At 68.1% G+C, this 25,938-nt stretch carries 26 protein-coding genes and 1 other RNA gene; 11 read left to right on the top strand and 16 right to left on the bottom strand.

Annotation, left to right across the window (positions count from 1 at the left end):
- Positions 1-16 precede the first annotated feature (16 nt).
- The 5 genes from SPHPH_RS0107585 to SPHPH_RS0107605 form a co-directional block, all read right to left on the bottom strand.
- Entirely contained in the window at positions 17-1,087 is a 1,071-nt protein-coding gene (locus SPHPH_RS0107585) for a murein hydrolase activator EnvC family protein (RefSeq protein ID WP_037489292.1), read from the bottom strand.
- The gene (locus SPHPH_RS0107590; RefSeq protein ID WP_028966166.1) at positions 1,087-1,509 is read right to left on the bottom strand and encodes a 23S rRNA (pseudouridine(1915)-N(3))-methyltransferase RlmH; all 423 of its coding nucleotides are present in this window, start codon (positions 1,507-1,509) and stop codon (positions 1,087-1,089) included. Before SPHPH_RS0107590 ends, SPHPH_RS0107585 begins: the two co-directional genes overlap by 1 nt.
- A gap of 183 nt (positions 1,510-1,692) precedes the next feature.
- Positions 1,693-2,085 carry a ribosome silencing factor gene (gene rsfS, locus SPHPH_RS0107595; RefSeq protein ID WP_028966167.1) on the bottom strand — a complete coding sequence of 131 codons (393 nt, stop codon included), beginning with the start codon at positions 2,083-2,085 and terminating at the stop codon, positions 1,693-1,695.
- Positions 2,086-2,087: 2 nt separating this feature from the next.
- On the bottom strand, positions 2,088-2,732 hold the full coding sequence (locus SPHPH_RS19135) for a nicotinate-nucleotide adenylyltransferase (RefSeq protein WP_051273242.1): 645 nt from the start codon (positions 2,730-2,732) through the stop codon (positions 2,088-2,090).
- Positions 2,733-2,734: 2 nt separating this feature from the next.
- Entirely contained in the window at positions 2,735-3,991 is a 1,257-nt protein-coding gene (locus tag SPHPH_RS0107605) for a glutamate-5-semialdehyde dehydrogenase (protein ID WP_028966168.1), read from the bottom strand.
- Between the two features lie 190 nt (positions 3,992-4,181).
- On the opposite strand from SPHPH_RS0107605, the gene msrB reads away from it, so the two are divergent.
- On the top strand, positions 4,182-4,679 hold the full coding sequence (gene msrB, locus SPHPH_RS0107610; protein ID WP_037488258.1) for a peptide-methionine (R)-S-oxide reductase MsrB: 498 nt from the start codon (positions 4,182-4,184) through the stop codon (positions 4,677-4,679).
- Positions 4,680-4,686: 7 nt separating this feature from the next.
- Here msrB and SPHPH_RS0107615 read toward each other — a convergent pair whose 3' ends face one another.
- Entirely contained in the window at positions 4,687-5,184 is a 498-nt protein-coding gene (locus SPHPH_RS0107615) for a CHAP domain-containing protein (protein ID WP_081668546.1), read from the bottom strand.
- 149 nt (positions 5,185-5,333) lie between these two features.
- Between SPHPH_RS0107615 and SPHPH_RS21080 the strand changes: the two genes are divergently transcribed.
- The 4 genes from SPHPH_RS21080 (at position 5,334) to SPHPH_RS21395 (ending at position 7,978) form a co-directional block, all read left to right on the top strand.
- A complete protein-coding gene (locus SPHPH_RS21080; protein ID WP_156025880.1) occupies positions 5,334-5,558 on the top strand; it encodes a hypothetical protein in 225 nt (74 codons plus the stop codon).
- 38 nt (positions 5,559-5,596) lie between these two features.
- A complete protein-coding gene (locus SPHPH_RS0107620) occupies positions 5,597-6,742 on the top strand; it encodes an acyl-CoA dehydrogenase family protein (RefSeq protein ID WP_028966171.1) in 1,146 nt (381 codons plus the stop codon).
- 14 nt (positions 6,743-6,756) lie between these two features.
- Positions 6,757-7,545, top strand: a complete 789-nt coding sequence (locus tag SPHPH_RS0107625) for an SDR family oxidoreductase (RefSeq protein WP_028966172.1) — start codon at positions 6,757-6,759, stop codon at positions 7,543-7,545.
- Between the two features lie 268 nt (positions 7,546-7,813).
- Positions 7,814-7,978, top strand: a complete 165-nt coding sequence (locus SPHPH_RS21395) for a hypothetical protein (RefSeq protein ID WP_202900648.1) — start codon at positions 7,814-7,816, stop codon at positions 7,976-7,978.
- A gap of 59 nt (positions 7,979-8,037) precedes the next feature.
- Here SPHPH_RS21395 and ssrA read toward each other — a convergent pair.
- Positions 8,038-8,385: a transfer-messenger RNA gene (gene ssrA, locus SPHPH_RS20735) on the bottom strand.
- 45 nt (positions 8,386-8,430) lie between these two features.
- Between ssrA and SPHPH_RS0107635 the strand changes: the two genes are divergently transcribed.
- Positions 8,431-8,862: an RrF2 family transcriptional regulator gene (locus SPHPH_RS0107635; RefSeq protein WP_028966173.1), complete on the top strand. Its 432-nt coding sequence runs from the start codon at positions 8,431-8,433 to the stop codon at positions 8,860-8,862.
- A gap of 40 nt (positions 8,863-8,902) precedes the next feature.
- Positions 8,903-11,044 carry an NAD-dependent DNA ligase LigA gene (ligA, locus tag SPHPH_RS0107640; protein ID WP_028966174.1) on the top strand — a complete coding sequence of 714 codons (2,142 nt, stop codon included), beginning with the start codon at positions 8,903-8,905 and terminating at the stop codon, positions 11,042-11,044.
- A gap of 361 nt (positions 11,045-11,405) precedes the next feature.
- On the opposite strand, the gene ftsH is transcribed toward ligA, so the two are convergent.
- From ftsH to ptsP, 5 genes are all read right to left on the bottom strand, one after another.
- Positions 11,406-13,388 (bottom strand): ATP-dependent zinc metalloprotease FtsH, encoded by a 1,983-nt coding sequence (gene ftsH, locus SPHPH_RS0107645; protein ID WP_028966175.1) that lies wholly within the window; start codon positions 13,386-13,388, stop codon positions 11,406-11,408.
- Positions 13,389-13,452: 64 nt separating this feature from the next.
- Positions 13,453-14,460, bottom strand: coding sequence for a tRNA lysidine(34) synthetase TilS (tilS, locus tag SPHPH_RS0107650; RefSeq protein WP_051272892.1), 1,008 nt, complete (start codon positions 14,458-14,460; stop codon positions 13,453-13,455).
- 1 nt (position 14,461) lies between these two features.
- On the bottom strand, positions 14,462-15,340 hold the full coding sequence (locus SPHPH_RS0107655; RefSeq protein WP_028966177.1) for a tetratricopeptide repeat protein: 879 nt from the start codon (positions 15,338-15,340) through the stop codon (positions 14,462-14,464).
- A gap of 85 nt (positions 15,341-15,425) precedes the next feature.
- Entirely contained in the window at positions 15,426-16,313 is an 888-nt protein-coding gene (locus SPHPH_RS19140) for a helix-turn-helix domain-containing protein (protein ID WP_051272893.1), read from the bottom strand.
- A 108-nt stretch (positions 16,314-16,421) separates the two neighbouring features.
- Positions 16,422-18,689: a phosphoenolpyruvate--protein phosphotransferase gene (gene ptsP, locus SPHPH_RS0107665; RefSeq protein WP_028966178.1), complete on the bottom strand. Its 2,268-nt coding sequence runs from the start codon at positions 18,687-18,689 to the stop codon at positions 16,422-16,424.
- A gap of 196 nt (positions 18,690-18,885) precedes the next feature.
- Here ptsP and SPHPH_RS0107670 point away from each other — a divergent pair, with 196 nt between their 5' ends.
- Positions 18,886-19,506: a hypothetical protein gene (locus SPHPH_RS0107670; RefSeq protein ID WP_156025882.1), complete on the top strand. Its 621-nt coding sequence runs from the start codon at positions 18,886-18,888 to the stop codon at positions 19,504-19,506.
- A gap of 13 nt (positions 19,507-19,519) precedes the next feature.
- On the opposite strand, the gene ruvB is transcribed toward SPHPH_RS0107670, so the two are convergent.
- From ruvB to SPHPH_RS0107685, 3 genes are all read right to left on the bottom strand, one after another.
- Positions 19,520-20,542 carry a Holliday junction branch migration DNA helicase RuvB gene (gene ruvB, locus SPHPH_RS0107675; RefSeq protein WP_028966180.1) on the bottom strand — a complete coding sequence of 341 codons (1,023 nt, stop codon included), beginning with the start codon at positions 20,540-20,542 and terminating at the stop codon, positions 19,520-19,522.
- Between the two features lie 324 nt (positions 20,543-20,866).
- On the bottom strand, positions 20,867-21,160 hold the full coding sequence (locus SPHPH_RS0107680) for a hypothetical protein (protein WP_156025884.1): 294 nt from the start codon (positions 21,158-21,160) through the stop codon (positions 20,867-20,869).
- A 127-nt stretch (positions 21,161-21,287) separates the two neighbouring features.
- A complete protein-coding gene (locus SPHPH_RS0107685) occupies positions 21,288-21,944 on the bottom strand; it encodes a hypothetical protein (RefSeq protein ID WP_420329301.1) in 657 nt (218 codons plus the stop codon).
- Positions 21,945-22,049: 105 nt separating this feature from the next.
- Here SPHPH_RS0107685 and ispH point away from each other — a divergent pair, with 105 nt between their 5' ends.
- From ispH to rnhA, 3 genes are read left to right on the top strand one after another with little or no spacing between them, the layout of a single operon-like run.
- On the top strand, positions 22,050-23,027 hold the full coding sequence (ispH, locus tag SPHPH_RS0107690) for a 4-hydroxy-3-methylbut-2-enyl diphosphate reductase (RefSeq protein WP_028966183.1): 978 nt from the start codon (positions 22,050-22,052) through the stop codon (positions 23,025-23,027).
- 10 nt (positions 23,028-23,037) lie between these two features.
- Entirely contained in the window at positions 23,038-23,991 is a 954-nt protein-coding gene (thrB, locus tag SPHPH_RS0107695) for a homoserine kinase (protein WP_028966184.1), read from the top strand.
- A complete protein-coding gene (gene rnhA, locus SPHPH_RS0107700) occupies positions 23,988-24,449 on the top strand; it encodes a ribonuclease HI (protein ID WP_028966185.1) in 462 nt (153 codons plus the stop codon). The genes thrB and rnhA overlap by 4 nt, the downstream gene beginning before the upstream one ends.
- 112 nt (positions 24,450-24,561) lie before the next feature.
- On the opposite strand, the gene SPHPH_RS0107705 is transcribed toward rnhA, so the two are convergent.
- Complete coding sequence (locus SPHPH_RS0107705) at positions 24,562-25,890, bottom strand: ABC1 kinase family protein (RefSeq protein WP_028966186.1); 1,329 nt, start codon at positions 25,888-25,890, stop codon at positions 24,562-24,564.
- Positions 25,891-25,938: the final 48 nt, after the last annotated feature.

A 25,938-nucleotide genomic window follows, 5' to 3' on the forward strand; every position in this document is an offset into this window, starting at 1 on the left:
TTAGCGCGCGGCGCGCTCACCCGACGAGCTGCGCGATATCCACCGGGCGTCCCCGGCGCCGCAACTCGACCGTAACGCGCGCGCCGTCGACCTTGGGCGCGGCCCCCAGCGGCGCACCCGCCGCGACGCTCGCCCCGGCCTCCACCGCGACGGTGCCCAGCCCCGCGATCAACGATGTCCAGCCGGCGCCGTGATCGACGATCACGATCCGTCCGAAGCTGCGGAACGGCCCCGCGAACCGCACCCGCCCGCCCGCTGGAGAGACGATCGCCGCGGCGGCGGGCACCGCCAGCGTCAGCCCGCGCGCGCGGACGCCATTGCCCGACACCTCGCCCATGCCGGTCACCAGCCGCCCCGTCACCGGCAGGCGGTAGGCGCTGCCCTTCGCCGCCGGCACTTCGTGCGGCACCGGCGGCAGCGGCAGCGCCATAAGATCGGCGAGCACCGCCTGCTCGCTGCCCAGTGTCGTCAGCCGCTCGGCGGTATCGCGAACCGCTTCTTCCATCGCCAGCGCGCGATCGTCATCGCCGCCGGTGACCGCCGCAAGCTGCTCGCGCGCCTCGACCAGCCGGGCGCGGGCGGCGCGCAGCCGGCGCTGCGCCGTCGCCGCACTCGCCTGCATCACGCGGCCATGCGCCACCGCGCGGCGCAACGCCGCCGATCGCGCGCGCAGCACCGGCAGGATCGCCGTCGATACCGCCTGCGCATGCACGATATCCGCGACGCTCCCCGGCTGCGCCAGCGTCGCGATCGCGGGCCGGCGGGCGAGCGCGGTCAGCGTCGCGAGCAATCGCGCGACCGGCGCCTCACGCGCGGCGAGCAGCGCACGCTGCGTGGCCAGCCGCCTGTCGATCACCGCCGCCTGCGCCTGCAAGATCGCAAGATCGGCCTCCGCCGCCGACACCCGCGCGGCAACCGCTGCCTCGCGCAGTTGCGCGCGCTGTGCCGGGTCGGCGATCGTATCGGCGCGCTCCTCCAGAGATTGCGCGCGCCGCTTGGCGACCACGCCCGGCTGCGCGGTGGCGAGCGCCGCTACCCCGCACAGGCCGACCAGCGACACCGCCGTCCATGACGATCGGCGCGACATCATCCCTCGCGATGATAGGGGTGATTCGCCAATATGCTGGTCGCGCGAAACAGTTGCTCGGCGAGCATCGCGCGCGCGAGCAGATGCGGCCAGGTCGCCCGCCCGAACGACAGCAGCATGTCGGCCTCGCCACGTTCGGCGTCGGAGAAGCCGTCGGCTGCCCCGATCAGGAACCGCGCCTCGCGCACGCCATCGTCGCGCCACCGCCCGATCCGCTCGGCAAAAACCGTCGAGCCCAGCACCTCGCCCTTCTCGTCGAGCAGGATACGGCGACCCTGCACGGGCCGATCGGGCTCACGCCCACCACGATCGGGCAATTCGCTGACGCGCGTCGGCCACGCGATCCGCTTGAGGTAGCGATCGACAAGTTCGGCCTCTGGCGACCGCCCGATCCGTCCCCGCGCAACGATGTGCAGCAACATTGGCGCTCTCTACCAGAACGAGCCGACGCGAAGCACCGCCCAAACCCTTCTACCATCGTCGCCACGGACTTGATCCGGGGCCCCGCTTTTTCTTGGCGATGAAAGAAAGAAGCGGGATCTGGGATCAAGTCCGGGACGACGACCGACAAAGCGACGCGTCGGCCCTGAAGCCGCGACCGAACCTCAGTTCGGCGCACCACCCGGCGCCGGCGCATCGCCGAACGACCACATTCGCTCCAGATTGTAGAAGCTGCGCACCTCGGGGCGGAACAGGTGGACGATCACGTCGCCGCCGTCGATCAGCACCCAGTCGGCATTGGGCAGCCCCTCGATCCGCGCGGGGCGGCCGGTCTCGCCCTTGATCCGCTCGGCCAGCTTCTGCGCCATCGACGCGACCTGCCGGGTCGAGCGCCCGCTGGCGATGACCATATAGTCGGCGATCGACGATTTGCCCGCGAGCGGGATCGAGATCGTGTCCACCGCCTGATCGTCGTCCAGCGATTGCAGGACCAGACGATGCAGCGCCTCGACATCCGTGGAATCGGGCGAGCGGCGGGCGGGTTCGGTGGCGGGCAAGGTTACTCCTGGGGTTGCCGCGACGACGACGCGGCGGGGGTTGAGGTCACAGATATCGGGTTGGCGTAGCGAACATGCCAGTCGGGATCGACGGCGCGCAATTGCGTCGCGGATGTCCGGTCGGGGCGGAAACGCAGCAGCACCAGGGCTGGCACACTCCACTCGGCCCAGTTCGTCGCCTGGCGCGCGGGCCGCCGATAGCGCCGCAGCCAGCCCATCGCGGGACCCGCGAGAGCGCCGTCATCATAGCCCGGACGGGTCAATACCGCAATCGGCATCGTGCGCGCGATCGTCCGCCACCGTCGCCACTCATGAAATTGCGCGAGATTGTCCGCGCCCATGATCCAGATGAAGCGATTGCGCGGATAGCGCCGGACGATCGTGCGCAGCGTGTCGACGGTGTAGCGGGTGCGCAGCCGCGCCTCCAGATCGGTCGCGCGGATCGGCGCGCGCCGCGCCATCGCGCGTGCCGAGGCGAGCCGCGCGGCAAGCGGCGCCATGCCCGCGCGCGGCTTCAACGGATTGCCCGGCGACACCAGCCACCACGCCTCGTCCAGCCCCAGCAGCCGGATCGCCTCCAGCGTGACGTGCCGGTGCCCGCGATGCGCGGGATTGAACGAGCCGCCGAGCAGCCCGATGCGCCGGATCGTCAACCGCGGATCTGCCCGCTGCCGCGCCCCAGCCACTTGTAGGTGGTCAACCCTTCCAGCGCGACCGGCCCGCGCGCATGGAGCCGCCCGGTGGCGATCCCGATCTCCGCGCCCAGCCCGAACTCGCCGCCGTCCGCGAATTGCGTCGAGGCGTTCCACAGCACGATCGCCGAGTCGACGTCGCGCAGGAAGCGTTCGGCAACCGCGCGATCCTCGGCGACGATCGCATCGGTATGGTGCGATCCATGCGCCGCGATATGCGCCAGCGCGCCGTCGATTCCCTCCACGATCGCCACCGACGCGATCGCATCCAGATATTCGGTGTCCCAGTCGGCCGGCTCGGCAGCGTCGATCGACGGCACCAGCGCGCGCGCCGCCTCGTCGCCCCGCACCGCACAGCCCCGCTCAGCCAGCGCACCGATCAGCGACGCCGCGTGCGGCCAGTCACGGTCGACCAGCAACGTCTCCATCGCGCCGCAGATACCCGTCCGCCGCATCTTGGCATCGAGCACGATCTGCTTCGCCATTTCCGCCTCGGCGGAGCGGTGGACGAAGACGTGATTGATCCCGTCGAGGTGGGCGAGCACCGGGACGCGCGCCTCGTTCTGGACGCGCTCGACCAGATTGCGCCCCCCACGCGGAATGATCAGGTCGATCGCACCGGCCGCCGCCAACAGCGCGCCGACCGCGGCGCGATCGGTGGTCGGCACGAGTTGCACGGCGTCGCCCGGCGCCCCCGTCGCCTCCAGCCCGCGCACGAACGCCGCGTGGATCGCGCGGTTGCTCTCCACCGCCTCCGATCCGCCGCGCAGAATCACCGCATTCCCCGACCGCACGCACAGCGCCGCCGCGTCGGCGGTCACGTTCGGCCGGCTTTCGTAGATGATCCCGATCACCCCGATCGGCACCCGCACCCGGCTCAACACCAGACCGTTCGGACGCTCGGCGCTGTCGATCACCTGCCCGACCGGATCGGACAGATGGGCGACGGTCGCGACCGCGATAGCAATCCCCTCCACCCTGGCTTCGTCCAGCCGCAAGCGATCGAGCATCGCATCGGACAGACCGTCGCGCCGGCCACGCTCCAGATCGAGCGCGTTGGCCGCCAGGATCGCCGGGCTCGCCTGACGCAGCGCTTCCGCCGCCGACAGCAGCGCCGCCGATTTCTGCGCGTCGCTCAGCCCGGCAAGTTGATGGGCAGCGGTGCGCGCACGGCGCGCGAGCGTGGCGATCAGGGTGGTGGCGTCCTCCGACATGCGCGCGCCGTAGCACGCACCGCGCCTGACGCCCAGCCGCAGGTCAGCTCGGCACCTCGACCGGCTCGCGCCCCCGCGACGATATTCCGACAATCCCGGCGGACGCGCCCGCCCCATCGTCCGATTGGCCTGAACCGCACCCCCGGGTTCCGGCGCTGGCGAATTGCGCAGTCGTCACCATATCTGCGGGATGAACGATGCAGCTCTCGACCGCCGCCGCTTCCTCGCCGTTGCCGGCAGCGGCGTTCTCGCCACGACCTTGCTCGCGTGCGGATCGCGAACAGCAGACGCGGCGGAGCGTTTCCCCGTCACCCGCACCGACGCGCAGTGGCAGGCACAACTCGGACCAGCTGCGTTCGAGGTGCTGCGTCGCGAAGGAACCGAACGTCCCTACAGCAGCCCGCTCAACAACGAGCATCGCAACGGGACGTTCGCGTGCAAGGGCTGCACCCAACCGCTGTTCTCATCGAAAACGAAGTTCGAAAGCGGCACCGGTTGGCCCAGCTTCACCGCGCCGCTGCCCCGTGCGATCGGCTATCATCGGGATTCGACGCTCGGGATGGTACGGACCGAGGTGCATTGCAGCCGGTGCGGCGGGCATCTCGGCCACGTCTTCGACGATGGGCCGCGCCCGACCGGAAAACGCTATTGCATGAACGGCGTAGCGATGACCTTCCGCCCCGCCTGACCAAAACTCAGCGCGCGGCGGGCACCGCGCCGCCGACCGGCACCACTGCCGAGGTCGCGATCGTCAGCGGCGCCAGCGGCGCTTCGCTCTCGATCGTCGTCGGCGCCTTGCCGGCATAGATGAACCCGGCCAGCGGGTAGCTGCTCGTGCCCAGATCGCCGATCCCGGCGAACCACACGCGCACTTCGCTCCAGTCACCCGCTGCCGAGACGTCGACTGCGCGAACGTCACGCTCGATCCCGCCGCGCCGCGACCAATTGGCATGGGTCAGCAGCACTTCGCGGCCGCTGACGACCTTGCTGACCATCGCGACATGCCCGACCGGCATCGCACGCGTCGCCTTGAACGCCATCACCGCCCCGACCTCGGGCGCGGTGCCGCGGTCGTAACGGCCCGCCGCCTGACCCCACCAGGTGTTGGCATTGCCGTGGATGTCGATACCCGACACTTCACGCGCGAACGGCGCGCACTGCAACGAGCGCGCCTGCGCCGGAGCGATGCCCATCAGGGCGCACGAAACCACCAGCGCAAATCGCGCTGTCCATACCTTGGCGTTCACGGGTGACCCCCCGGTCAACAGGATTGATGACCGTCGGCTAACCAGAAAGATCTGAATCAACAAATGCCGCGGGAACCTTTTCGGATGAACCGAAGATGACTGACGACGAACCGAACATCGCCCCGAAAATCATGTCAGTGATGCTGCCGCTGAGTCTTACCGGGGTCTTAAAATCAGCTCCAATCGAGCGAGACCATCGATTCGCGGGCATGAACCGTCCGCATTTCAGCGATGCAGTACGCCGGATGCAGTTAGCCGCGCACCGGCTTTCGAACGTCGAGTATCGATTGTCGCTTGCCGATCCTTTGATCGGCATTTAAGCCGACCATCTGTCCGCGCGAAGGAAGAGACGGAAGCTATGGCGCTGGATTCCGACACGTTCGATGCCCTTATCGCCGCCGTCCGGCGCTTCGTCGCGGAACGGCTTCGCCCGCTGGAAGCGCAGGTCGAGGCCGACGATGCGGTCCCCGATGCGGTCATCGCCGAGATGCGCGACCTCGGGCTGTTCGGCCTGTCGATCGACCCGGACTACGGCGGCCTGGGGCTGACGATGGGCGAGGAAGTGCGCGTCGCGATCGAACTCGGCCGCACCACCCCGGCGTTCCGCTCCGCGTTCGGCACCAATGTCGGGATCGGCAGCCAGGGGTTGGTGATCGCAGGCAGCGCCGAGCAGAAAGCCGCCTGGCTGCCGCGGATCGCTAGCGGCGAGATCATCACCAGCTTCGCGCTCACCGAGCCCGACGTCGGCAGCGATTCGGGCAGCGTCACGACCCGCGCGGTGCGCGATGGTGACGTCTATCGGCTGACCGGCACCAAACGCTACATCACCAATGCCGATCGCGCCGATCTGTTCACGGTGATGGCGCGCACCGGCGAGGAAAAGGGCGGGCGCGGCGTATCGGCCTTTCTCGTGCCGCGCGACCTGCCCGGCGTGACGGTCGGCGCGCCCGAGAAGAAGATGGGCCAGAAGGGCGCGAAGGTCGCCGATGTCGTGTTCGACGACGTCCCCGTCCCGGCCGCGAACCGGCTGGGGGCGGACGGCGATGGTTTCCGCATCGCGATGCAAGTGCTTGATCGCGGGCGACTGCACATCGCCGCGGTCTGCGTCGGGGTCGCCGAGCGCCTGATCGCCGACGCGGTCGCCTATGCCACCAGCCGCCGCCAGTTCGGCAAGGCGATCGCCGAGCATCAGCTCATTCAGGCGATGATCGCCGATTCCAAGACCGAGGCGCTCGCCGCCCGCGCGCTGGTGCTCGATACCGCCGTGAAGAAGGATGCCGGCGAGGACGTCATTCTCGAAAGCGCCGCCGCCAAATATTACGCCAGCGAGATGGTCGGCCGCGTCGCCGATCGCGCGGTGCAGATCCTCGGCGGCGCCGGCTATATCGCCGATTACGGCGTCGAGCGGCTGTACCGCGACGTGCGGCTGTTCCGCATCTACGAAGGCACCAGCCAGATCCAGCAATTGATCATCGCCCGCGAGACGTTGAAGCGCGGCGAATAAGGGAGAGGATTGATATGGATACCGGCAAGCTGTTCCGGCTCGACGGCCGCGTCGCGCTGGTCACGGGGGGCAGCCGCGGAATCGGCAAGATGATCGCGGCTGGCTTCGTCGCGCAGGGTGCGCGCGTCTATGTCTCCAGCCGCAAGGCCGAGGCGTGCGCCGAAACCGCCGCCGAACTGGGCGAGAAGTGCATCGCGCTCCCGCAGGATATCTCGACCGTCGACGGCTGCCGCGCGCTCGCCGCAGCCTTGGCGGATCGTGAGGAGCGGCTCGACATCCTCGTCAACAATGCCGGCGCGGCCTGGGGCGTCGCGTTCGAGGAATTCCCGGAAAGTGGCTGGGACAAGGTCATGGACCTCAACGTCAAATCGCCATTCTTCCTGACCCAGTCGCTCCATGCGCTGCTCAAGGCTGGCGCTCGCGCGCAAGGCCCCGCCAAGGTCATCAACATCACCTCGATCGACGGGCTGCGGCTCAACCCGTGGGAGACGTACAGCTATCACGCCTCCAAATCGGCGCTGATCTACCTGACCAAGCGACTGGCGGCGCGGCTCATCCGCGAGGGCATCAACGTCACCTCGATCGCCCCCGGCGCCTTCCCGAGCGAAATGAACCGCGCCGCGCGCGACCACGGCGATTCGGTCGCCAAGGCGATTCCGGCGCGCCGCATCGGCACCGACGAGGACATGGCCGGCACCGCGATCTATCTCGCCAGCCGCGCGGGCGATTACGTCGTCGGGGAAACGATCGCGGTGGACGGCGGGCTGGTCCACGCCGCGCTGGGCGGCAGCATCGACGGCTAGGCGGCGGCCCCCGCCCCGTCATCCCGGACTTGATCCGGGATCTCGCTTCTACCGACGGTCGCGAAAAGCGGCCTTCGAATAGAGTTCTGACGAAGGAACGCCCTCATCCGTCATTGCGAGCGCAGCGAAGCAATCCAGAGCCGGACCAGGACGCCCTGGATTGCTTCGCTACGCTCGCAATGACGAGCCGATGTGCCGTCATCCCGCCCAAGCCACGGGAACGGCGGCACGATACGGTCCGTTGATCTGCGCACGAGGAGACGATCCGATGACCGAAGACCCAATCCACCCGACCACCGAGACCAAACGCCCCAACCTCTCGACCGAACATCAAAAGGAAGGCGACGCCCGCCGCCCCTCCGATCAGCTCGACAAGGGCCAGCCAAACGAGGAAACAATCCCGCGCAAATCGTCGCTGCTCGGCAACGACTGACACCTGCGACGCAAATGGTAAGTGGGGAGCTTCTGTTGCCCGGTGCTCCCCGTACCGCTGGAATCCCCTTCTGTTGCCCGGTGGGGTCCAACCGCGCTATTTTGGTGTAACGTCAGGCCGTTAGGCCCTCAGTTACGCCGCAATCGCGAGTGCTTCGTTATCGTTGGCACTTGTGTAATGGGCCGTTGCGGTGGTCCCATTCCGAGCGAAAACAGCGCCTTTCAACACACGTCGATCCTGGTTCGGCCCCGTCAGAAACGGTGTCCAGATACACCACCACTTATGGTGGAGCCGCCGGGTACTGCCCCCGGGTCCGCTGCGTCTATTTTACGCCGCAGTTTATCGCCATAGCCGGGTAGAACCCGACAGAGGGTGATATAGGGCGCCCGAAGCATTTGGAAAAGGGGCGATCGGCCATTTGCCCGCCACAATATCCCTGTATATAGTGGGTCATGCTTACCCAGCGCTCCCGTTATGCCCTGCGATCGATGCTGTTTCTGGCCACCGCCCCGGCTGGTGCGCCGCCGACGCCGATGACGCGCATTGCGGCCGAGGCGAATGTTCCGCGCAAATTCCTCGAGTTGATCCTCGCCGACCTGCGCGACGCCGGGTTGCTGCACAGCTATCGCGGCAAGATGGGCGGCTATGTCCTGTCGCGTCCTGCGCACCTGATCTCGCTCGGCGAGGTGATCCGCGTGATCGAGGGGCCGCTCGCACTCGTCCCCTGCGTCAGCCGTACCGCCTATCGCCCGTGCAAGGATTGCAAGAGCGAGGCGGAATGCGCGATCCGGCTGGCGATGATGCGCGTGCGCGATGAAACCGCGCGCATCCTCGACGGCACCAGCCTCGCCGATGCGACCGCGGAGAAGCTCGCCGCGGCGTGAAGTGATGGACGCTGGCGCGCGGGTTTTCTAACCCGGTGCGATGACCGACGCGCCGCTGCCCGAGAACGACACCGCCGCCGCTGCCGAGCTGGCGCGGCTGGCCACCGAGATCGCCTACCACAACCAGCGTTACCACACCGAGGACGCGCCCGAGATCAGCGACGCGGCCTATGACGCGCTGGTGCGCCGCAACCGCGCGATCGAAGAAGTGTTTCCCGCGCTGATCCGCGACGATTCGCCCAGCCGCCAGATCGGTGCCGCCCCCGCCGCGCATCTCGCCAAGGTCGCGCACGCGCGCGCGATGATGAGCCTCGACAACGCTTTCGCCGACGAAGGGGTTTTGGAGTTCGTCGCGCGCGTCCGCCGCTTCCTCCGGCTCGGTGCCGAAGAGCCGGTCGCGCTGACCGCAGAGCCCAAGATCGACGGCCTGTCCTGCTCGCTGCGCTACGAAGACCGCCGGCTGGTGCAGGCGCTGACCCGCGGCGACGGTGCTGTCGGTGAGGACGTCACCGCCAATGTCCGCACGATCGCCGACATCCCCGCCACCCTCCCCGCCGACGCGCCCGACGTCTTCGAGGTGCGCGGCGAGGTCTATATGGAAAAGGCAGCGTTCGCAGCGCTCAACCGCCGGCTCGCCGACGAGACAGCGGCCACGGGCAAGGAGGCGCGCCAGTTCGCCAACCCCCGCAACGCCGCGGCCGGCTCGCTGCGCCAGAAAGACCCCGAGGTCACGCGCGCGCGCCCGCTCCGCTTCCTCGCGCACGGCTGGGGCGAGGCGAGCGCGATCCCCGGCGACACGCAGGCGGCGGTCGTCGCGGCGCTGCGCGACTGGCGCTTTCCGATCGCCGAGGCCTTCGCGCGCTGCGACGATGCGGCGGGCGCGCTGGCGGTGTATCGCGCGATCGAGGCGCAGCGCGCCGATCTGCCCTTCGACATTGACGGCGTCGTCTACAAGCTCGATCGTCTCGACTGGCAGGAGCGGATGGGCAGCGTCGGCCGCGCACCACGCTGGGCGATCGCGCACAAATTTCCCGCCGAACAGGCGCAGACCACGCTGGAGCGGATCGACATCCAGGTCGGCCGCACCGGCAAGCTTACGCCCGTCGCGCGGCTCACCCCGGTGACGGTCGGCGGCGTGGTGGTCACCAACGCCACGCTCCACAACCGCGACGAGATCGCGCGGCTCGATGCGCGCGAGGGCGACCGCGTGATCCTGCAACGCGCCGGCGACGTCATCCCGCAGATCGTCGCGGTGCTACCGCGCACCGCCAACCTGCCGCCGTTCGCCTTTCCCGATCACTGCCCGATCTGCCACAGCGAGGCGGTCGCCGAGGAGGGCGAAGTCGATGTACGCTGCACCGGCGGGCTGGTGTGTCCGGCGCAGCGGCTCGAACGCCTCAAGCATTTCGTCAGCCGCGGCGCACTCGACATCGACGGGCTCGGCGAGAAGACGCTCGTCGAACTGCTCGATCTCGGCTGGATCAAGGAACCCGCCGACATTTTTCGCCTCGCCGCACACCGCGACGAACTGGTCGGGCGAGAGGGCTGGCAGGCGCGCTCGGTCGACGCGCTGCTGGAGGCGATCGAAGCGCGCCGCGCCCCCGACGCGGCGCGCCTGCTATTCGGGCTCGGCATTCGCCACGTCGGGATCGTCACCGCGCGCGATTTGCTCAAGCGTTATGTCACGCTCGACGCGCTCGCCGACAAGGCGCGCGAGGTTATTTCGCTGCGCGACGCGTCACCCGCGGTGATCGGCGAGACACCGGAGCGCCACCGCACCCGCCTCGACAAGGCGATCGCAGAAGCGATCGGGGTCGAAAATGTCGGCGCGGCCGTCGGCCACGCGCTCGCCGACTTCTTCCACGAGCCGCATAACCAGTCGGTATGGGACGACCTGCTCGCGGAAGTGACCCCGCCGCCGTTCGTGGTCGAGACGCGTGGCTCGGAGGTCACGGGGAAGACGGTGGTGTTCACCGGAAAGCTCGAGACGCTCAGCCGCGACGAGGCGAAGGCGCAGGCCGAACGGCTCGGCGCGCATGTCGCGGGTTCGGTGTCGAAAAAAACGGACCTGCTCGTCGCCGGCCCCGGTGCGGGATCGAAGGCGACCAAGGCTGCGGAGCTGGGGATCACCGTAATCGACGAAGCCGGCTGGAACGCGATCGTCGCCGGCGCGGGCGAGTAACGCTTAACCCCGGTGTCATCCTTTCTCCCATGTCGTGAGAAGGATGTAGCTCCCACCTAGCCAGACTCCGTCATCCCGGACCTGATCCGGGATCCCGCTTCTTCCTTCCTGCTGCCCAAGCACAAGGAAGCGGGGCCCCAAATCAAGTCCGGGGCGACGAAGGTCACACCTTCAATAACGACGCGACACCAGCAGCCCGCCTGTCGCCGTCTTTGCGAGCGTAGCGAGGCAATCCAGAGCGTTCTGGTCCGGCTCTGGATTGCCTCGCTGCGCTCGCAGTGACACCCCTCCCCCACCCCGCGCGCACAAAAAAAGAGGCGACCCGCAGGCCGCCTCCTTCTTCACCCATCAACCGAAGAAATCACGCCCCGGCAGGCGACGGATTCCCGAACGGCCCCGATGGCCGCTTGGTCTTCGGGATCGACGTCCCCACCGCCGGCATCAAAGGCGTCTTCGGTCCCTGATCGCGCCGGTCGAGCTCCTCGCCCGCAATCAGTCGCTTGATCTCGTCACCACTCAGCGTTTCATATTCGAGGAGCGCTCCCGCCAGCGTGTGGAGCTGGTCGAGATGATCGGTCAGCACCTGCTTGGCGCGGTGCAGCCCGCCCTCGACGATCGCCTTGATCTCGTCGTCGATCAACTGCGCGGTCGCGTTCGACATCCGCACCGGCTGGCTCGACGAGTAACCGAGGAAGCTCTCGCCTTCGGGCTGGGCGTATTCCACCGGACCGACTTTGTCCGACATGCCCCACTTCGTGACCATGTCGCGCGCCAGACCGGTGGCATACTGGATGTCGCCGCTCGCGCCGCTCGACACCTTGTCATAGCCGAAGATCACTTCCTCGGCGATCCGCCCGCCCATCGCCACCGCGAGGTTCGCGTACATTTTGTCGCGGTGATAGCTGTAGCTGTCACGCTCCGGCAGCCGCATGACCATACCCAGCGCGCGACCGCGCGGGATGATCGTCGCCTTGTGGATCGGGTCCGACGCCGGCTCGTGCAGCGCGACGATAGCATGGCCCGCCTCATGATAGGCGGTCATCCGCTTCTCGTCCTCGGTCATGACCATGCTGCGACGCTCCGCGCCCATCATGACCTTGTCCTTGGCCTCTTCGAACTCGGCGTTCGCGACCAGACGCTTGCCCTTGCGCGCCGCCATCAGCGCCGCCTCGTTGACGAGATTGGCAAGATCGGCGCCCGAGAAGCCCGGCGTGCCGCGCGCGATCGTACGCGCATCGACGTCGGGGGCCAGCGGCACCTTCTTCATATGCACTTCGAGGATCTTGACGCGGCCATCGATGTCCGGCCGCGGGACCACGACCTGCCGGTCGAACCGGCCCGGACGCAGCAGTGCAGGGTCGAGCACGTCGGGGCGGTTCGTCGCCGCCACGATGATGATGCCCTCATTGGCCTCGAACCCGTCCATCTCAACCAGCAGCTGGTTCAGCGTCTGCTCGCGCTCGTCATTGCCGTTGCCGAGCCCGGCGCCACGATGGCGACCGACCGCGTCGATTTCGTCGATGAAGACGATGCACGGCGCGCTTTTCTTGGCCTGTTCGAACATATCGCGCACGCGGCTCGCGCCGACGCCGACGAACATCTCGACGAAGTCCGAGCCCGAAATGGTGAAGAAGGGCACGCCCGCCTCGCCCGCGATCGCGCGCGCCAGCAGCGTCTTGCCGGTGCCCGGCGAACCAACCAGCAGCGCGCCCTTCGGGATCTTGCCGCCCAGTCGCGCGAACTTCGTCGGGTCCTTGAGGAAGTCGACGATCTCGGTCAGCTCGGCGCGCGCCTCGTCGATGCCTGCGACATCGTCGAAGGTGACCTTGCCTTCCTTCTGCGTCAGCATCCGCGCGCGGCTCTTGCCGAAGCCCATCGCACCGCCCGCGCCGCCGCCCTTCTGCATCTGGCGCAGCACGAAGAAGGCGATGCCGAGGAACAGCAGGAACGGCAGCGACTGGTACAGCAGCACCATCCACACCGACGGCCCTTCCTCGGGCTTGCCCGCAACCTCGACACCCGACTTGCGCAGCCGGTCCATCAGGCCAGAGTCCTGCACCGGATAGGTGCGGAACTTGTCACCGCTCGAAAAGCTGCCCGAGATCATGTCGCGGCTGACGTTGACGCTCTTCACCGTGCCTTCGTCGACCTTGTCGAGGAAGGTGGAATAAGCGATCGTATTGCCCTGCGCAGTGCTCGTCCGGCCATCGAACAGCGTGACCACCACCGCGAGCGAGAGCAGCACGCCGACCCAGATCAGCAGGCTCTTCATCCACGGATTCGGACCGCCCGAACCGTTATTATCGTTGCCGCCGTTTCCGGGCTGCCTGTCGTTGTCGTTCATCGGCTACCTTTCCGTCGGCTATAATGTAGGCTCGGACAGGTTAATGGCAATGGAACAACGTCGGTCAGAGTGATCGACGCGGCGGCGCTGTAGAAAAGACCCACCCTTTCGGGCCGGCACGCACGATAATCCCGGCCTGGGTCGCACTTCGCCCCACCTCCAGCGCGTTGAGCAACGCCTCGACGTTGGCCGAATCACGCTCGAATGCCGGCAGGATAACTCCGAGTCGCGATCGCGTTTCCGCCAGCGCGCGGCGAACCAGCCGCCGCCGCAGATCGCGCGGTTCGTCGGCGATCGACAGGCCGCGATCCGGTCCGTGCCATCGCTCGGCCCATAACCGCTCGGCTTCGCGGGCGAGCACCTCCTCCGCCTCGGCGAGATATCCGGCCGACGCCGCCAGCGCGACCGGGTCCAGCGCCGGCGTCGCAGCAAGGAGCGCGCGCACCCGCGTGCGATCGTGGCGCGGATCGTCGTTCGAGGGATCGTCGACGAACGGCGTCGCGCTCTTCGCGACTAGCACCCGCAATTCCGCGCGCCGCCACCCCAGCAGCGGCCGCAGGACGACACCGAAATTGTCCAAGCGCACCGCGCGAATCGCCGAGAGCCCCGACAGCCCACAGCCGCGCTGCAACCGCATCAGCATCGTCTCTGCCTGATCATCGGCGTGGTGCGCGGTCAGCAGGAACGACAGGCCCTCCGCACCTGCCCACTCGCCCATCGCGGCATAGCGCGCTTCTCGCGCCCGCATCTGGACGCTGTTGCCGGCGATTGGCGCGGAGGGGGCAAGAATGTGATGCGGAACGCCAAGCGTCACGCAAACCCGGCCGACCATCGCCGCCTCGGCGGTTGATTCCGGGCGGAGCCGATGATCGAAGGTCACGGCGACCATCCGTCGCGGGAAAGCCGCCGCGCCCAGCCGCAGCATCGCCATGCTGTCCGCACCGCCCGACACGGCCAACGCCAGCCGCGCCGCCTCCGTCAGTGTCGCGTCGCCGGACCCACGCGCCACCAGCCGCTCGACATCGGCGCGAAACCTTGCGACCGCCGCCTCCGGCAGCGGGCGCAGCGTCACCTCACTTGCACTTGGCGGCGGCACGGGCCTTGACGATGTCGGCTTTCATCTTGGCGGAAATGGTCGCGCCATAAACGTCGCTCAGCTCGCCATAGACCTTGCAGGCATCTGCGGCCTTGTCGAGCTTCACCAGCGCGCTGCCCAGATAGAACAGGCTGTCCGGCGCACGTTCGCCATCCGGCATCTTCTTGTAATTGTCGTAGAAGGCGATCGACGCGAGGCTCGGCTTCCCGTCATCCAGATAGGCGCGCCCGATCAGGTTCTGCGCATAGCTGGCGCGGCGCGACTTGGGATAATCGGCAACGACCTTCTTGAGCGCCGTCACCGCCTCGCCGTAGCGCTTGGCCTCCCACAGCCGGAAGCCATAGAGATAGCCGTCCTCGGCCGCATCACCCGTGCTCGGCTTCGCGACCGCGGCGGTGCCGGCGGCTTTGTCGGCCGGCACAGGCGCTTCGGGAACGGTCACGTCCGGGCCGCCGACCGGCGCAGCCGGAGTGGCGACCGGCGGCGCGGCGAGCTTGGCGTCGGTCGCCTTACGGTAATCGGCGAACTGGCCCTCCAGCTGGCGCAGCCGATATTCGTTCTGCTCGATTTGCCCGGTCATCGATGCGAGCTGCTGTTCCAGCGACGTGACGCGCGACGTCAAGTCGGTGATCGCGCCCGATGCGGGCACCCCGGCGGCCTCGACCGGCGTCGGCGCGCTCGGGGCGATCTGCGGCTCGACCATCATCCCCGCACCGCCCGGGAACACCTTGCGCTGCACCGCGCGCATCTCGCTCTCGAGCTTGCCGACGCGCGCCTCGACCGGTGCGTCGCGCTGCGCCAGCGCGGGGCTGGCGAGAGTAAGGGCGATCGCCGCGCCTGCTAGAAACTTGGTCATCTTCTCGTCCCCCGATGCATCGGCACCGGATAATGTTCTGGATTATCACTGCTGTCGCCAGCCTTAAGCGGGCGACACCAATACGTCATCCGCCGTTGTTCTGGAACGCGGGCGGCACCGTCGCACCACCCGCCGCAGTCGGCGGGCTGGTGACGGCGGACGGCGTTGCGGCCGGGGCGGGCGCACCTGCGAAGCGCGCGGTGAGCGCCTCGGCGCTGACGCCGACGTCCTTCATCGCACGCTTGCCGTCGCCCAGCGGCGGCAGCGCGCGGCCGTCGACCGTCACCTGCAACTGGTCCGGTCGCCCGATGTTGAGCATCGGCCGCTCGGTGCCCGCAGGTACCTCGAAGGTCTGCCCGGGCTGCAACGTGCCAGTGAACAGCGTCTTGTTCGTGCCGTCATAGACGCGCAACCACACCTCGTTCTTGGCGGTCAGCACCACCTTGCCCGTCGCCGGCGTCGGACTTGGCGGCGGCACCGGCGCACTGCGCGCCACCGTCGTCGGGCTGGCGGCCGCTTCCGGCGACTCCTGCGTGCCGCGGAACATGCCGGTCGACAGCCACAGCACGCCGAGGATCAACAGCGCCAACGCGACCCCGGCCGCGACGATCACCGTTCCGCGCGATGGCCCGCGTGAAGGATCGGCGATCTCCTCGATATGGTGCTGCCGCATCGGCATCGCACCGCGCGCCAGCTCGCCGCGGATACCACGACCGATCTCGGCCTGGTCGAGCCCGACCGCGCGGGCATAAGCGCGCGCAAAGCCCGAGGCGTAGGTCGGCGACGGAAGCAGATCGAGCCGGTCGTCTTCCAGCGCCTCCAGGAAGCGCTGCGTCACGCGGGTTCGTGCCGCTACCTCGGCCACCGACAGCCCCTGCGCCTCGCGAGCGGCCCGCAGACGGGCGCCGACCGTGCCGGGCTGCGGAGCGCCGCTCGGCGACGTCGCCTGCGCCGGATGCTCGCCTTCGCTCATTATTGTCTCCGACCCCTGCGTTTCCCGCGATGCACACATCGTCTTTCAAAGCGTCACGGACGTGTCAACACGCCGCGCCGTCAGACGCTGACTCGATTCGTCGGATCGCTATGCCAGTTCGACGCCCTGATCCGCCGCCCAGCGCGCCAGCGCGCCCCGCATATCGCGCGGCGGATGGGCGAGCAGCGTTTCGATGAACGCGGTCAACGCACCGCGATCGAGCGAGCGGATCATCGCCTTGACCGGCCCGACCGCAGCGGGGGTGATCGACAGCCGGTCGATGCCGATCCCGATCAGCGCCATCGCCTCCAGCGGCCGCCCGCCCATCTCGCCGCACACGCCGATCGGCACCCCGGCCTGCGCCGCCGGCACCGCGACCCGGCGCAGGAAACGCAGGATCGAGGTCGACAGCCAGTCGTAGCGCTCGGCCAGTTTGGGGTTGGCGCGATCGGCCGCGAACAGGAACTGCGTCAGGTCGTTGGTGCCGATCGACAGGAAATCGACCGCGGGCAGCAACAGATCGAGCTGAAAGGCCAGCGCCGGCACCTCCAGCATCGCCCCGTACTTGACCTCCAGCGGCAGCCGCTTGCCGCGCGACGCCAGGAAATCGCGCTGCTTTTCGAACAGCGCGCGCGCCTCGTCGAACTCCCATGCCTCCGACACCATCGGGAACATCACGTTCAGCGTCCGCCCCGCCGCCGCCTCCAGCAACGCGCGCGCCTGCGCCTTCATCAGCCCGTCGCGCTCCAGCGCCAGCCGCAGCGCACGCCAGCCCATCGCAGGATTTTCTTCATCCTCGGCATGGATCAGATACGGCAACGCCTTGTCGCCTCCGATGTCGACGGTGCGAAAGATCACCGGACGCGCGCCCGCCGCATCCAGCACCTCGCGGTACAAGCGCTGCTGCCGCTCGCGCTGCGGCAACGTTGCGGAGACGAGGAACTGGAATTCGGTGCGGAACAGCCCGATCCCGTCCGCCCCGGTCACATCGAGCGCGGCGACATCGTCGCGCAGCCCGGCATTGACCATCACGGTCAGCCGGTGCCCGTCCTTCGTGACCGGCGCGACATCGCGCAATGCGGCATAAGCGGCCCGGCGCTTTTGTCGCGCGGCGAGGCTCGCCTCGAATGCCTCCTCCATCGCGCCCGTCGGGCGGACGGTCAGCGTGCCTTCGGTGACGTCGAGCAACAGCAGGTCGCCCTCCGCGATCAACCGCCGCACGTCGCGGACGCGCCCCAGCACCGGCACCCCCATCGCGCGCGCGACGATCGTGACGTGCGCGGTCAACGAGCCCTCTTCCAGCACCACGCCCTTCAACCGGCGGCGATCATATTCGAGCAATTCCGCCGGCCCGAGGTTGCGCGCGATCAGGATCGTGTCCTGCCGCAGCCCCATTTGCGCCGCCGTCCCCATCTGGCCGGAGACGATCCGCAGCAAACGGTTCGACAGATCCTCCAGATCGTGCATCCGGTCGGCGAGCAACGGATCGTCGATCTCGCGCATCCGCTGGCGGGTGCGCTGCTGGACGCGCTCGATCGCCGCCTCAGCGGTGAGGCCGCTGTCGATGGCCTCGTTGATGCGACGCGCCCAGCCCTCGTCATAGGCGAACATCTTGTAGGTGGCGATCACCTCCTGATGCTCGTCGCCCACGCCGAACTCGGCCTCGCGCGCGATCCGGTCGATCTGTTCGCGCATCTTGTCGAACGCGGCATAGACGCGGTGTCGCTCGGCCTCCGTATCCTCGGCAACCGTGTGCTCGATATGGATGCGCGGCTGGTGGAAGACGGCACAGCCCACCGCCATGCCGTCGACCAGCTTCTGCCCCGCGATCCGCGTCGGAGCGGTCGATTGCGGCCGGTCGCGCGGCCCTGCCTGGTCGATCAGCCCGGCATTGGCGATCAACTCGCTCAGCACCATCGCCACGGTCTGCAGCGCTTCGATCTCGACATCCTCGTAGCGGCGCGGATCGGCATGCTGCACCGCCAGCACCCCGACCGCGCGCTCGCGCCGGATGATCGGGACACCCGCGAAGCTGTGGTAGCGATCCTCGCCGGTCTCGGGCTTGTAGGCAAAGTCGGGGTGGCTGGCGGCCTCGTCGAGATTGAGCACCTCGTTATGCTGCGCGATCGTGCCGACCAGCCCCTCGCCCAGCGCCAGCTTGGTGACGTGGACAGCGGCGGGATCGAGCCCGCGCGTCGCGAACAGCTCCAGCACGCCTTCGCGCAGCAGATAGATCGAGCAGACTTCGCTATCCAGCGCCTCGCCGATGATCTCGACCACTGAGTTCAGCTTGGCCTGCGCATTCGATCGCGCCGCCATCACGTCGTGCAGATTGACCAGGATTTCGCGGGCGGAGCGGGCGGCGGACACGGGCATGGACGCGTGGCTATCAGACCTGTGGCTTGGGTGCCACGCAGCAATTTTCTTTTATACGTGGCGCCCGACCGCCGACGTGCTCGGCAACCCTTCCCCTGAGACAGTCCCGCCCGATATTTACATTCTGATGGCCGCCGGAACCTTTACGGCTAACATCTATTTCACGCGATTATAAACGGTGGGTGAGGTTACGATAATGCTGGGGAAGATAGCTGCACGTCGCATCACAGTAGCTATCCTTCTTTCTTCTATTTCGGTCGTGCCTGCTGTCGCAGAACCAGGCGCCGTTCAATTCAGCAAGGCTGTCATCGACCCCGCGATTCCTAAGGAAAATCAGAAGGTAAAGGGCGGAACGATCTGCCTGTTCTCCGCGCCACCCTTAAACTTCGGTGACAACCAACGGTCCGTAAGCTTCGAGAGGTACGAACGACTGTTCGCCAACACGATGCAGCGTCGAAAGATAGACGTCGTCCCCATTTCATCAAAGATGTTCGAGGACGGTGCCGACAAACGTAGCGCCGATTATCTTGTCGCTGTGACACTCCGTCCCGAGCACGTCGACGTCTGCGACTCGATCAAGGGATTCAAGGGTAAGATCTCCATCGCCGTAGATTGGCAAATCTATGACCGTAAACAGCATAGGGTCGCTGCGACCACGACCACGCGCGGTGTCGGTCAAGTCGACAAATTCAACGACAACGGCTTGTTTATGATGCTGTCACGAGCGTTCGAGGCCGCAACCAACGCCCTTGTTGACGAGGGGACATTCGAGCCTTTCTTCCGGAAGACCATAGCCGCAGATGAAGCAGCTTCCTGAGCGACGCCCCTCGTCAGTCAAACAACCCGTCCTGCGATCCCGCGGGCGGGTTGAGCCCCAGATGCTTCCACCCGCCCGCATTCAGCACGCGCCCGCGGGCGGTGCGCGCGACCAGCCCGAGCTGGATCAGATACGGCTCGATCACTTCCTCGATCGTGTCGCGCGGCTCGCTCAGTCCGGCCGCCAAGGTCTCCACGCCGACCGGCCCGCCCCGATAGATGTCGGCGATCATCGTCAGATAGCGGCGATCCATCGCATCGAGCCCGAGCTTGTCGACCTCCAACCGGTTGAGCGCGCGATCCGCGACCATCGCATCCACCACCGGCGAGCCTGCGACATTGGCGAAGTCGCGCACGCGCCGCAGCAATCGACCCGCGATCCGCGGGGTGCCCCGCGCACGCCGCGCGATCTCCATCGCGCCGTCGCGCGCGATACCCAGATCAAGCAACTGCGCCGCGCGCGACACCACGCGCTCCAGTTCCTCGACGGTATAGAATTGCAGCCGCACCGGAATGCCGAAGCGATCGCGCAGCGGCGTAGTCAGCAAGCCCTGCCGCGTCGTCGCGCCCACCAGCGTGAAGCGCGGCAGGTCGATCCGCACGCTGCGCGCCGAGGGCCCCTCCCCGATCATCAGGTCGAGCGCACGATCCTCCATCGCCGGATAGAGCACTTCCTCAACGGCGGGTTGCAGCCGGTGGATCTCGTCGATGAACAGCACGTCGCCGTCCTCGAGATTGGTGAGCAGCGCGGCCAGATCGCCCGATTTGGCGATCACCGGCCCCGATGTGGCGCGGAACCCCACGCCCATCTCGCGCGCGACGATCTGCGCCAGCGTCGTCTTGCCCAGCCCCGGGGGGCCGAAGAACAGCACATGATCCAGCGCGTCGCCGCGCCCCTTCGCCGCCTCGATGAACACGCGCAAATTCTCGCGCGCCGCCTTCTGCCCGACGAAATCGTCCAGCGTCTTGGGGCGCAACGCGGCATCGACGTCCTCGACGCGGCGCGCGGGCGAGATCAGGCGGTCGTCATCGGTCACGCTTCGTTCCGTAGCGAAGCCGGCGGCGGGGGCAAGTCCCGACGCGTTCCGGCGCCTGGGGCCAGACGGTAGATCCTCGCCGGACATCCGTCTTCGTTCGTCATCCCGGACTTGATCCGGGATCCCGCTTCTTCGTCGACAGTCGCGCGGAGGCGCGGAGCGCGCAGAGATGTTGCGCTCGCCGCACCGTAATCTCAGCCGCTCGCGATTTGGAATGACAGGCCGCCGCGTGCCTCACACGGCACGAATCCACGTGCTCAGCGCCTCGGCGTAATTCCAATCTCTTCTTACGGTCAGCGTGCCGACGGTGAACCTCGACCGAGCCTAGGCCAGCCGGTCGACGATCTGCCCGGACTGGCCAACGCTTGGCCGCCCGCCGTAGGTCACGGCCCCCGACGACATGCTGTTGCGCAGCTTCTCCATGACGCGGTCGAACTGGTCCAGTTGCTCGCTGGCGGTGCGGATCAGACTTCCGGTCGATTCGTCCGCGAGTACCGTCGTGGCGGGCCTGGCGGGCGTCGCGACAGCAACCTGCGCGACCGACGCCGCCTGCGCGCGCGCGATCGGCATCGGCCGCACGCTCGGCAAAGGGCTGGCAATCGGCGACAGGCTGCTCACGTCTACGTTCCTTCGGCAGCGATCATCGGCTGCCGTCCGGTCACGTCATACTCACCCGAACCTTGCACAAAGATTGAACCGCCGAAACAATCCGCAACATCGGGTGAAATATTCGCCTGACCGCGGCTCAGCGCGTGGCGTTGTACCGAAGCTGATCCTGCGTGAGCTGGAAGCCGATCAGCGCCTCGAACGATGACGAGGCGACCGCCTGCCGCACCTTCGGATCGGCGAGCGGATCGACCGCGGCATCCTCGTCGCCCGCCTTGCGGCGGCGCGTCAGCCGGTCGCGCACTTCCTGCGGCAACGTCGCGGCGCTGCGCGCCACTGCGCTGCTCGCCTCCGCGCTGGTGCTGGCCAGCCCCTGCCCAGCATCGAAATGCAACCCGACCTGCGACACGCGTTTGGCGACCACCTGGCTGCCGCCGCGCGTGACGACGATGAAATACGGCAAGGTCACGTCGCGCGCACCATCGGTGCGGGTGCGCCGCGCGCGGACGTCGAAGGTGACGCGCGTCGTCACGTCAGCGCCCTGATCGTCGCAGGTCGACCGCACGTTGCTGATCGTCGCGACCACGTCGATCGCGCTGGCGGCACGGCTGGCGGGCGGATCGAACAGCGTCACGTCGCCGGTGCCCGCGGGCACGCCGACCGTCGGACAAGCGCTGCGGACCGCGGTGATGCCCGCACCCCCGCCGGATACATCGATCTCCCCGCTCTTCGCGCATCCACCCACGAGCAGGAGGATCAGCGGAGCGGCGATTTGGCGAGCGTTCACAAACACAATCCCGGGCAATGGGCACAGATGATACGGCGCCGCGAAACGGCCCCGGGTCGTCGCCAGCATAGGAACCGTCTATCGCCGGAGCAAGCATTCGCGTAGAGCCGCCGCATGGCCGATCCCGTCACCGACCCCGCCGCCACGCCCCGCCGCCCGCTGGAATTGCTGATCGCCGCGCCGCGCGGCTTCTGCGCTGGCGTCGACCGCGCGATCCGCATCGTCGAGCTGGCGATCGAGAAGCACGGCGCGCCGGTCTATGTCCGGCACGAGATCGTCCACAACAAGTTCGTCGTCGATTCGCTTAAGGCGAAGGGCGCGGTGTTCGTCGAGGAGCTGACCGAGGTGCCCGATGGCGCGCCGGTCGTCTTCTCCGCCCACGGCGTCCCCAAGTCGGTCCCGGCCGAGGCGCAAGACCGTGGGCTCGACTATCTCGACGCGACCTGTCCTTTGGTGTCGAAGGTCCATCGCCAGGCCGAGCGGCTGGTCGACTCCGGCCGCCATATTCTCTTCATCGGCCATGCCGGTCACCCGGAGGTGATCGGGACGTTCGGACAGGTGCCCGAAGGCGCGATGTCGCTGGTCGAGACGGTCGGGGACGTCGACGCTCTGGTCGTTCCCGATCCGCAGAACCTGTCGTTCCTGACCCAGACGACGCTGTCGGTAGACGACACCGCGGCTATCGTCGCCGCGATCCATCGCCGCTTCCCCGCCGTACAGGCGCCGCGCGGCGAGGACATCTGCTACGCCACCTCTAACCGCCAGGCAGCGGTCAAGGCGATCGCCGACGCGTGCGACGCGGTGTTGGTGATCGGCGCGCCTAACTCGTCGAATTCGGTGCGGCTGGTCGAGGTGGCCGAGCGGCAGGGCATCCGCGCCGCGCTGATCCAGCGCGCCGCCGATCTCGACTGGTCGTTCCTCGACGGTGTCGGCACGCTCGGCATCACCGCCGGTGCCTCCGCGCCGGAATTGCTGGTGCGCGAGCTGGTCGACCGGCTGGCGACCCGCTTTGACGTGACCGAGCGCGAGGAGGAAACGACGCGCGAGACGATCGCGTTCAAGCTGCCGCGCGGGCTCGACGCCGCCGCCTGACGCACGAACGATGGCCGTCTACACGCACGTCTCCGCCGAGGCGCTCGCCGCTTTCCTGCTTCGCTACGACGTGGGCACGCTCGTCTCCGTCAAGGGCATCGCCGAGGGGGTGGAGAATTCCAACTACCTCGTCGACACCACATCGGCGCGATTCATCCTGACGCTCTACGAGAAGCGCGTGGCGGCGGACGATCTGCCGTTCTTCATGGCGCTGCTCGATCATCTCGCCGCGCGCGGGCTGGCGGTGCCCCCGGCGATCCCCGATCGCGACGGCGCGGTGATCCAGACGCTGGAGGGCCGCCCGGCGTGCTTAATCCGCTTCCTGACCGGCGTCTCGGTCTCGCACCCGACCCCCGCTCAGGCACAGGCGGCGGCGACGGCGATGGGCGAGATGCACGCCGCGCTCGCCGACTTCCGTCAGACCCGCGTCAACTCGATGGGCATCGCGACATGGCGGCCGCTGCTGGAGAAATGCGGCTGCGACCTCGACACGATCCAGCCCGGCCTGTTCGACCGCGTCAATACCGCGCTGGCAGCGGTCGAGCAGGCATGGCCGCTCGACCTGCCGGTCAGTGCGATCCACGCCGACCTGTTCCCCGACAACGTCCTGATGCACGGCGACGCGGTCACCGGGCTGATCGACTTCTATTTCGCCTGCACCGACACCCGCGCCTATGATCTGGCGGTGATGCACTCGGCATGGACGTTCGACGCGAAGGGCGAAAATCCTGACGCTGCGATTGGCGCGGCGCTGCTGGCCGGCTATACCTCCGCCTTCGGGCTCAGCGATGCGGAGCGCGCCGCGCTGCCGCTGCTCGCGCGTGGCGCGTGCATCCGCTTCCTGCTCAGCCGCGCATGGGACTGGCTCCACACCCCGGCCGACGCGCTGGTGATGCGCAAGGACCCGCTCGCCTATCTCCGCCGGCTCGACTGGTACGAAGCCCACCCGGAGGCGTTCGCATGACCGAGCTGACGCAGGTCGAGCTGTTCACCGACGGCGCGTGCAAGGGCAATCCCGGCCCCGGCGGCTGGGGCGCGGTGATCCGCGCCGGCAAGCACGAGAAGGAGCTGGCCGGCGGCGAGCCGCTGACCACCAACAACCGCATGGAGCTGACCGCCGCGATCCAGGGCCTCAACGCGCTGACCCGCCCGTGCCGCGTCACGCTGTCGACCGACAGCCGCTACGTCATGGACGGGCTGACCAAGTGGATCCACGGCTGGCAGAAGAACGGCTGGAAGACCGCCGACAAGAAACCGGTCAAGAACGCCGACCTCTGGCAGGCGCTGCTCGAAGCGGCGCGGCCACACCGCGTCGACTGGAAATGGGTCAAGGGCCACGCCGGCCACCCCGAAAACGAACGCGCCGATCGGCTGGCGAGCGACGCTGCGGTCGAGGCGGGACGGACAAGGGCTACGGTCTGATCCGGCACCCCGAACCAAGCATCCTCGTCGTCCCGGACTTGATCCGGGACCCCGCTTCTTCCCCACGCACGCGACGTAAAGCGGGACCCCGGATCAAGTCCGGGGCGACGATCTAACCCACCGCCGCCGCCGCAAGCCCGCGCACGTCGACCCGCGCCTTCAGCCGCGCCGCCAGCAACGCCGTTCCGCTCACCTTGCGCTGAACGAACAGCGTCTCGACATGCGGGACGTGCCACGTGGCGCGATCCGCGATCATCGCCTTGGCCTCCTCGCGCACCACCGGCACGAACGCACGGTCGCCGAAGTCGAACGGACCCGGCCGGTTGAGCGCATCGTCGATCGCCGTGATGATACGGTCGATCGCGGGACGGTGCGCATCCGCCGCCGCCGCACCGACGAACCCCACCTCCACCGCCGTCTCGCGGATCGCCTCGCGGTCGCGCGCCAGCCCGGCCTCGATCAGCCGCCGATAGCCCGCCGCCGTCTCCGCCGGCACGCGCCGCGCCGCGCCGAAATCGAGCAGCACCAGCGCGCCCGTTTCCGGCTGCCAGCGATAATTGGCGAAATTCGGGTCGGTCTGCATCACCCCGAACTCGAACAACTCGCGCAACACCAACGTAATGAGCGACGTCATCGCCACATCACGCTCGTCCTGTGACGCCTCGGCCAGCGCCTCAATCGGCCGCCCGGCGACAAACTCCATCGCCAGCACGCGCTTCGTGGTCAGCGCCTCCTCCAGCGCCGGCACGACATAGCGCGCATCCCCCGCGAGCCGCTCGCGATAGGCGCGCAGTTCCGCGCCCTCGCGGACGTAATCCGCTTCCTCAGCAAGCTGCCGCTTGGCCTCCGCCAGCAACGGCTTGAGGTCGAGCGTCGCAGGCAACAGCCCCGAGACGCGCAACAGCGTCGCGACATTGTCGACATCCGCCCCGATGCTGTCCGCAACACCCGGATATTGCACTTTGATCGCCAGCAGCCGCCCGTCGGGCAATGTCGCGCGATGCACCTGCCCGATCGACGCGGCGGCAACCGGCGACGCCTCGAAATGCCGAAAGCGCCGCCGCCAGTCCGCACCCCATTCCTCCCGCATCACGCGGTCGAGCTGTTGCGGCGGCATCCGGTACGCCTGATTGCGAAGCTGCGCGAGGATCGTCTGCAACTCGGGGGGCAGCACGTCGCCCGCGTCCATCGAGATCATCTGCCCCAGCTTCATCGCCGCGCCGCGCAGATGCGAAAGCCGGTCGGCAACGCGCGCGGCATTGCCGGGCGTGAGGATCAGGTCGCCGACCTTCGGGCGCTCGCCCGCCGCGAGCCGCCGCGCGCCCTCGGCGAGCATCCCTCCCGCGACCCCGCCCGCCAGCCGCCCGAACCCGCCGAGCCGCGCCAGCCGCCCGCTCGGCACCGCGCGGTGGCGGGCCTTGGAAAGATCATCATCCTGCATCCCGGCAGAGCGCGGGAGACGGGCGCACGGTTCCCGCCCCTACCGTCA

Source organism: Sphingomonas phyllosphaerae FA2, assembly GCF_000427645.1.
Classification (GTDB): Bacteria; Pseudomonadota; Alphaproteobacteria; order Sphingomonadales; family Sphingomonadaceae; genus Sphingomonas; species Sphingomonas phyllosphaerae.

Excerpts from the sequence above, each read along its gene's own strand:
- SPHPH_RS0107590 (WP_028966166.1), bottom strand. The coding sequence starts at position 1,509 with ATGTTGCTGCACATCGTTGCGCGGGGACGGATCGGGCGGTCGCCAGAG.
- SPHPH_RS0107705 (WP_028966186.1), bottom strand. The coding sequence starts at position 25,890 with ATGCAGGATGATGATCTTTCCAAGGCCCGCCACCGCGCGGTGCCGAGC.
- msrB (WP_037488258.1), top strand. The coding sequence starts at position 4,182 with ATGAACGATGCAGCTCTCGACCGCCGCCGCTTCCTCGCCGTTGCCGGC.
- rnhA (WP_028966185.1), top strand. The coding sequence starts at position 23,988 with ATGACCGAGCTGACGCAGGTCGAGCTGTTCACCGACGGCGCGTGCAAG.
- thrB (WP_028966184.1), top strand. The coding sequence starts at position 23,038 with ATGGCCGTCTACACGCACGTCTCCGCCGAGGCGCTCGCCGCTTTCCTG.
- SPHPH_RS0107625 (WP_028966172.1), top strand. The coding sequence starts at position 6,757 with ATGGATACCGGCAAGCTGTTCCGGCTCGACGGCCGCGTCGCGCTGGTC.
- SPHPH_RS0107605 (WP_028966168.1), bottom strand. The coding sequence starts at position 3,991 with ATGTCGGAGGACGCCACCACCCTGATCGCCACGCTCGCGCGCCGTGCG.
- SPHPH_RS0107615 (WP_081668546.1), bottom strand. The coding sequence starts at position 5,184 with ATGGGCATCGCTCCGGCGCAGGCGCGCTCGTTGCAGTGCGCGCCGTTC.
- SPHPH_RS19140 (WP_051272893.1), bottom strand. The coding sequence starts at position 16,313 with ATGAGCGAAGGCGAGCATCCGGCGCAGGCGACGTCGCCGAGCGGCGCT.
- SPHPH_RS0107635 (WP_028966173.1), top strand. The coding sequence starts at position 8,431 with ATGCTTACCCAGCGCTCCCGTTATGCCCTGCGATCGATGCTGTTTCTG.
- ligA (WP_028966174.1), top strand. The coding sequence starts at position 8,903 with ATGACCGACGCGCCGCTGCCCGAGAACGACACCGCCGCCGCTGCCGAG.
- ptsP (WP_028966178.1), bottom strand. The coding sequence starts at position 18,689 with ATGCCCGTGTCCGCCGCCCGCTCCGCCCGCGAAATCCTGGTCAATCTG.
- SPHPH_RS0107585 (WP_037489292.1), bottom strand. The coding sequence starts at position 1,087 with ATGTCGCGCCGATCGTCATGGACGGCGGTGTCGCTGGTCGGCCTGTGC.
- SPHPH_RS21080 (WP_156025880.1), top strand. The coding sequence starts at position 5,334 with ATGACTGACGACGAACCGAACATCGCCCCGAAAATCATGTCAGTGATG.
- SPHPH_RS21395 (WP_202900648.1), top strand. The coding sequence starts at position 7,814 with ATGACCGAAGACCCAATCCACCCGACCACCGAGACCAAACGCCCCAAC.
- SPHPH_RS0107620 (WP_028966171.1), top strand. The coding sequence starts at position 5,597 with ATGGCGCTGGATTCCGACACGTTCGATGCCCTTATCGCCGCCGTCCGG.
- SPHPH_RS0107670 (WP_156025882.1), top strand. The coding sequence starts at position 18,886 with ATGCTGGGGAAGATAGCTGCACGTCGCATCACAGTAGCTATCCTTCTT.
- ispH (WP_028966183.1), top strand. The coding sequence starts at position 22,050 with ATGGCCGATCCCGTCACCGACCCCGCCGCCACGCCCCGCCGCCCGCTG.
- ftsH (WP_028966175.1), bottom strand. The coding sequence starts at position 13,388 with ATGAACGACAACGACAGGCAGCCCGGAAACGGCGGCAACGATAATAAC.
- SPHPH_RS0107655 (WP_028966177.1), bottom strand. The coding sequence starts at position 15,340 with ATGACCAAGTTTCTAGCAGGCGCGGCGATCGCCCTTACTCTCGCCAGC.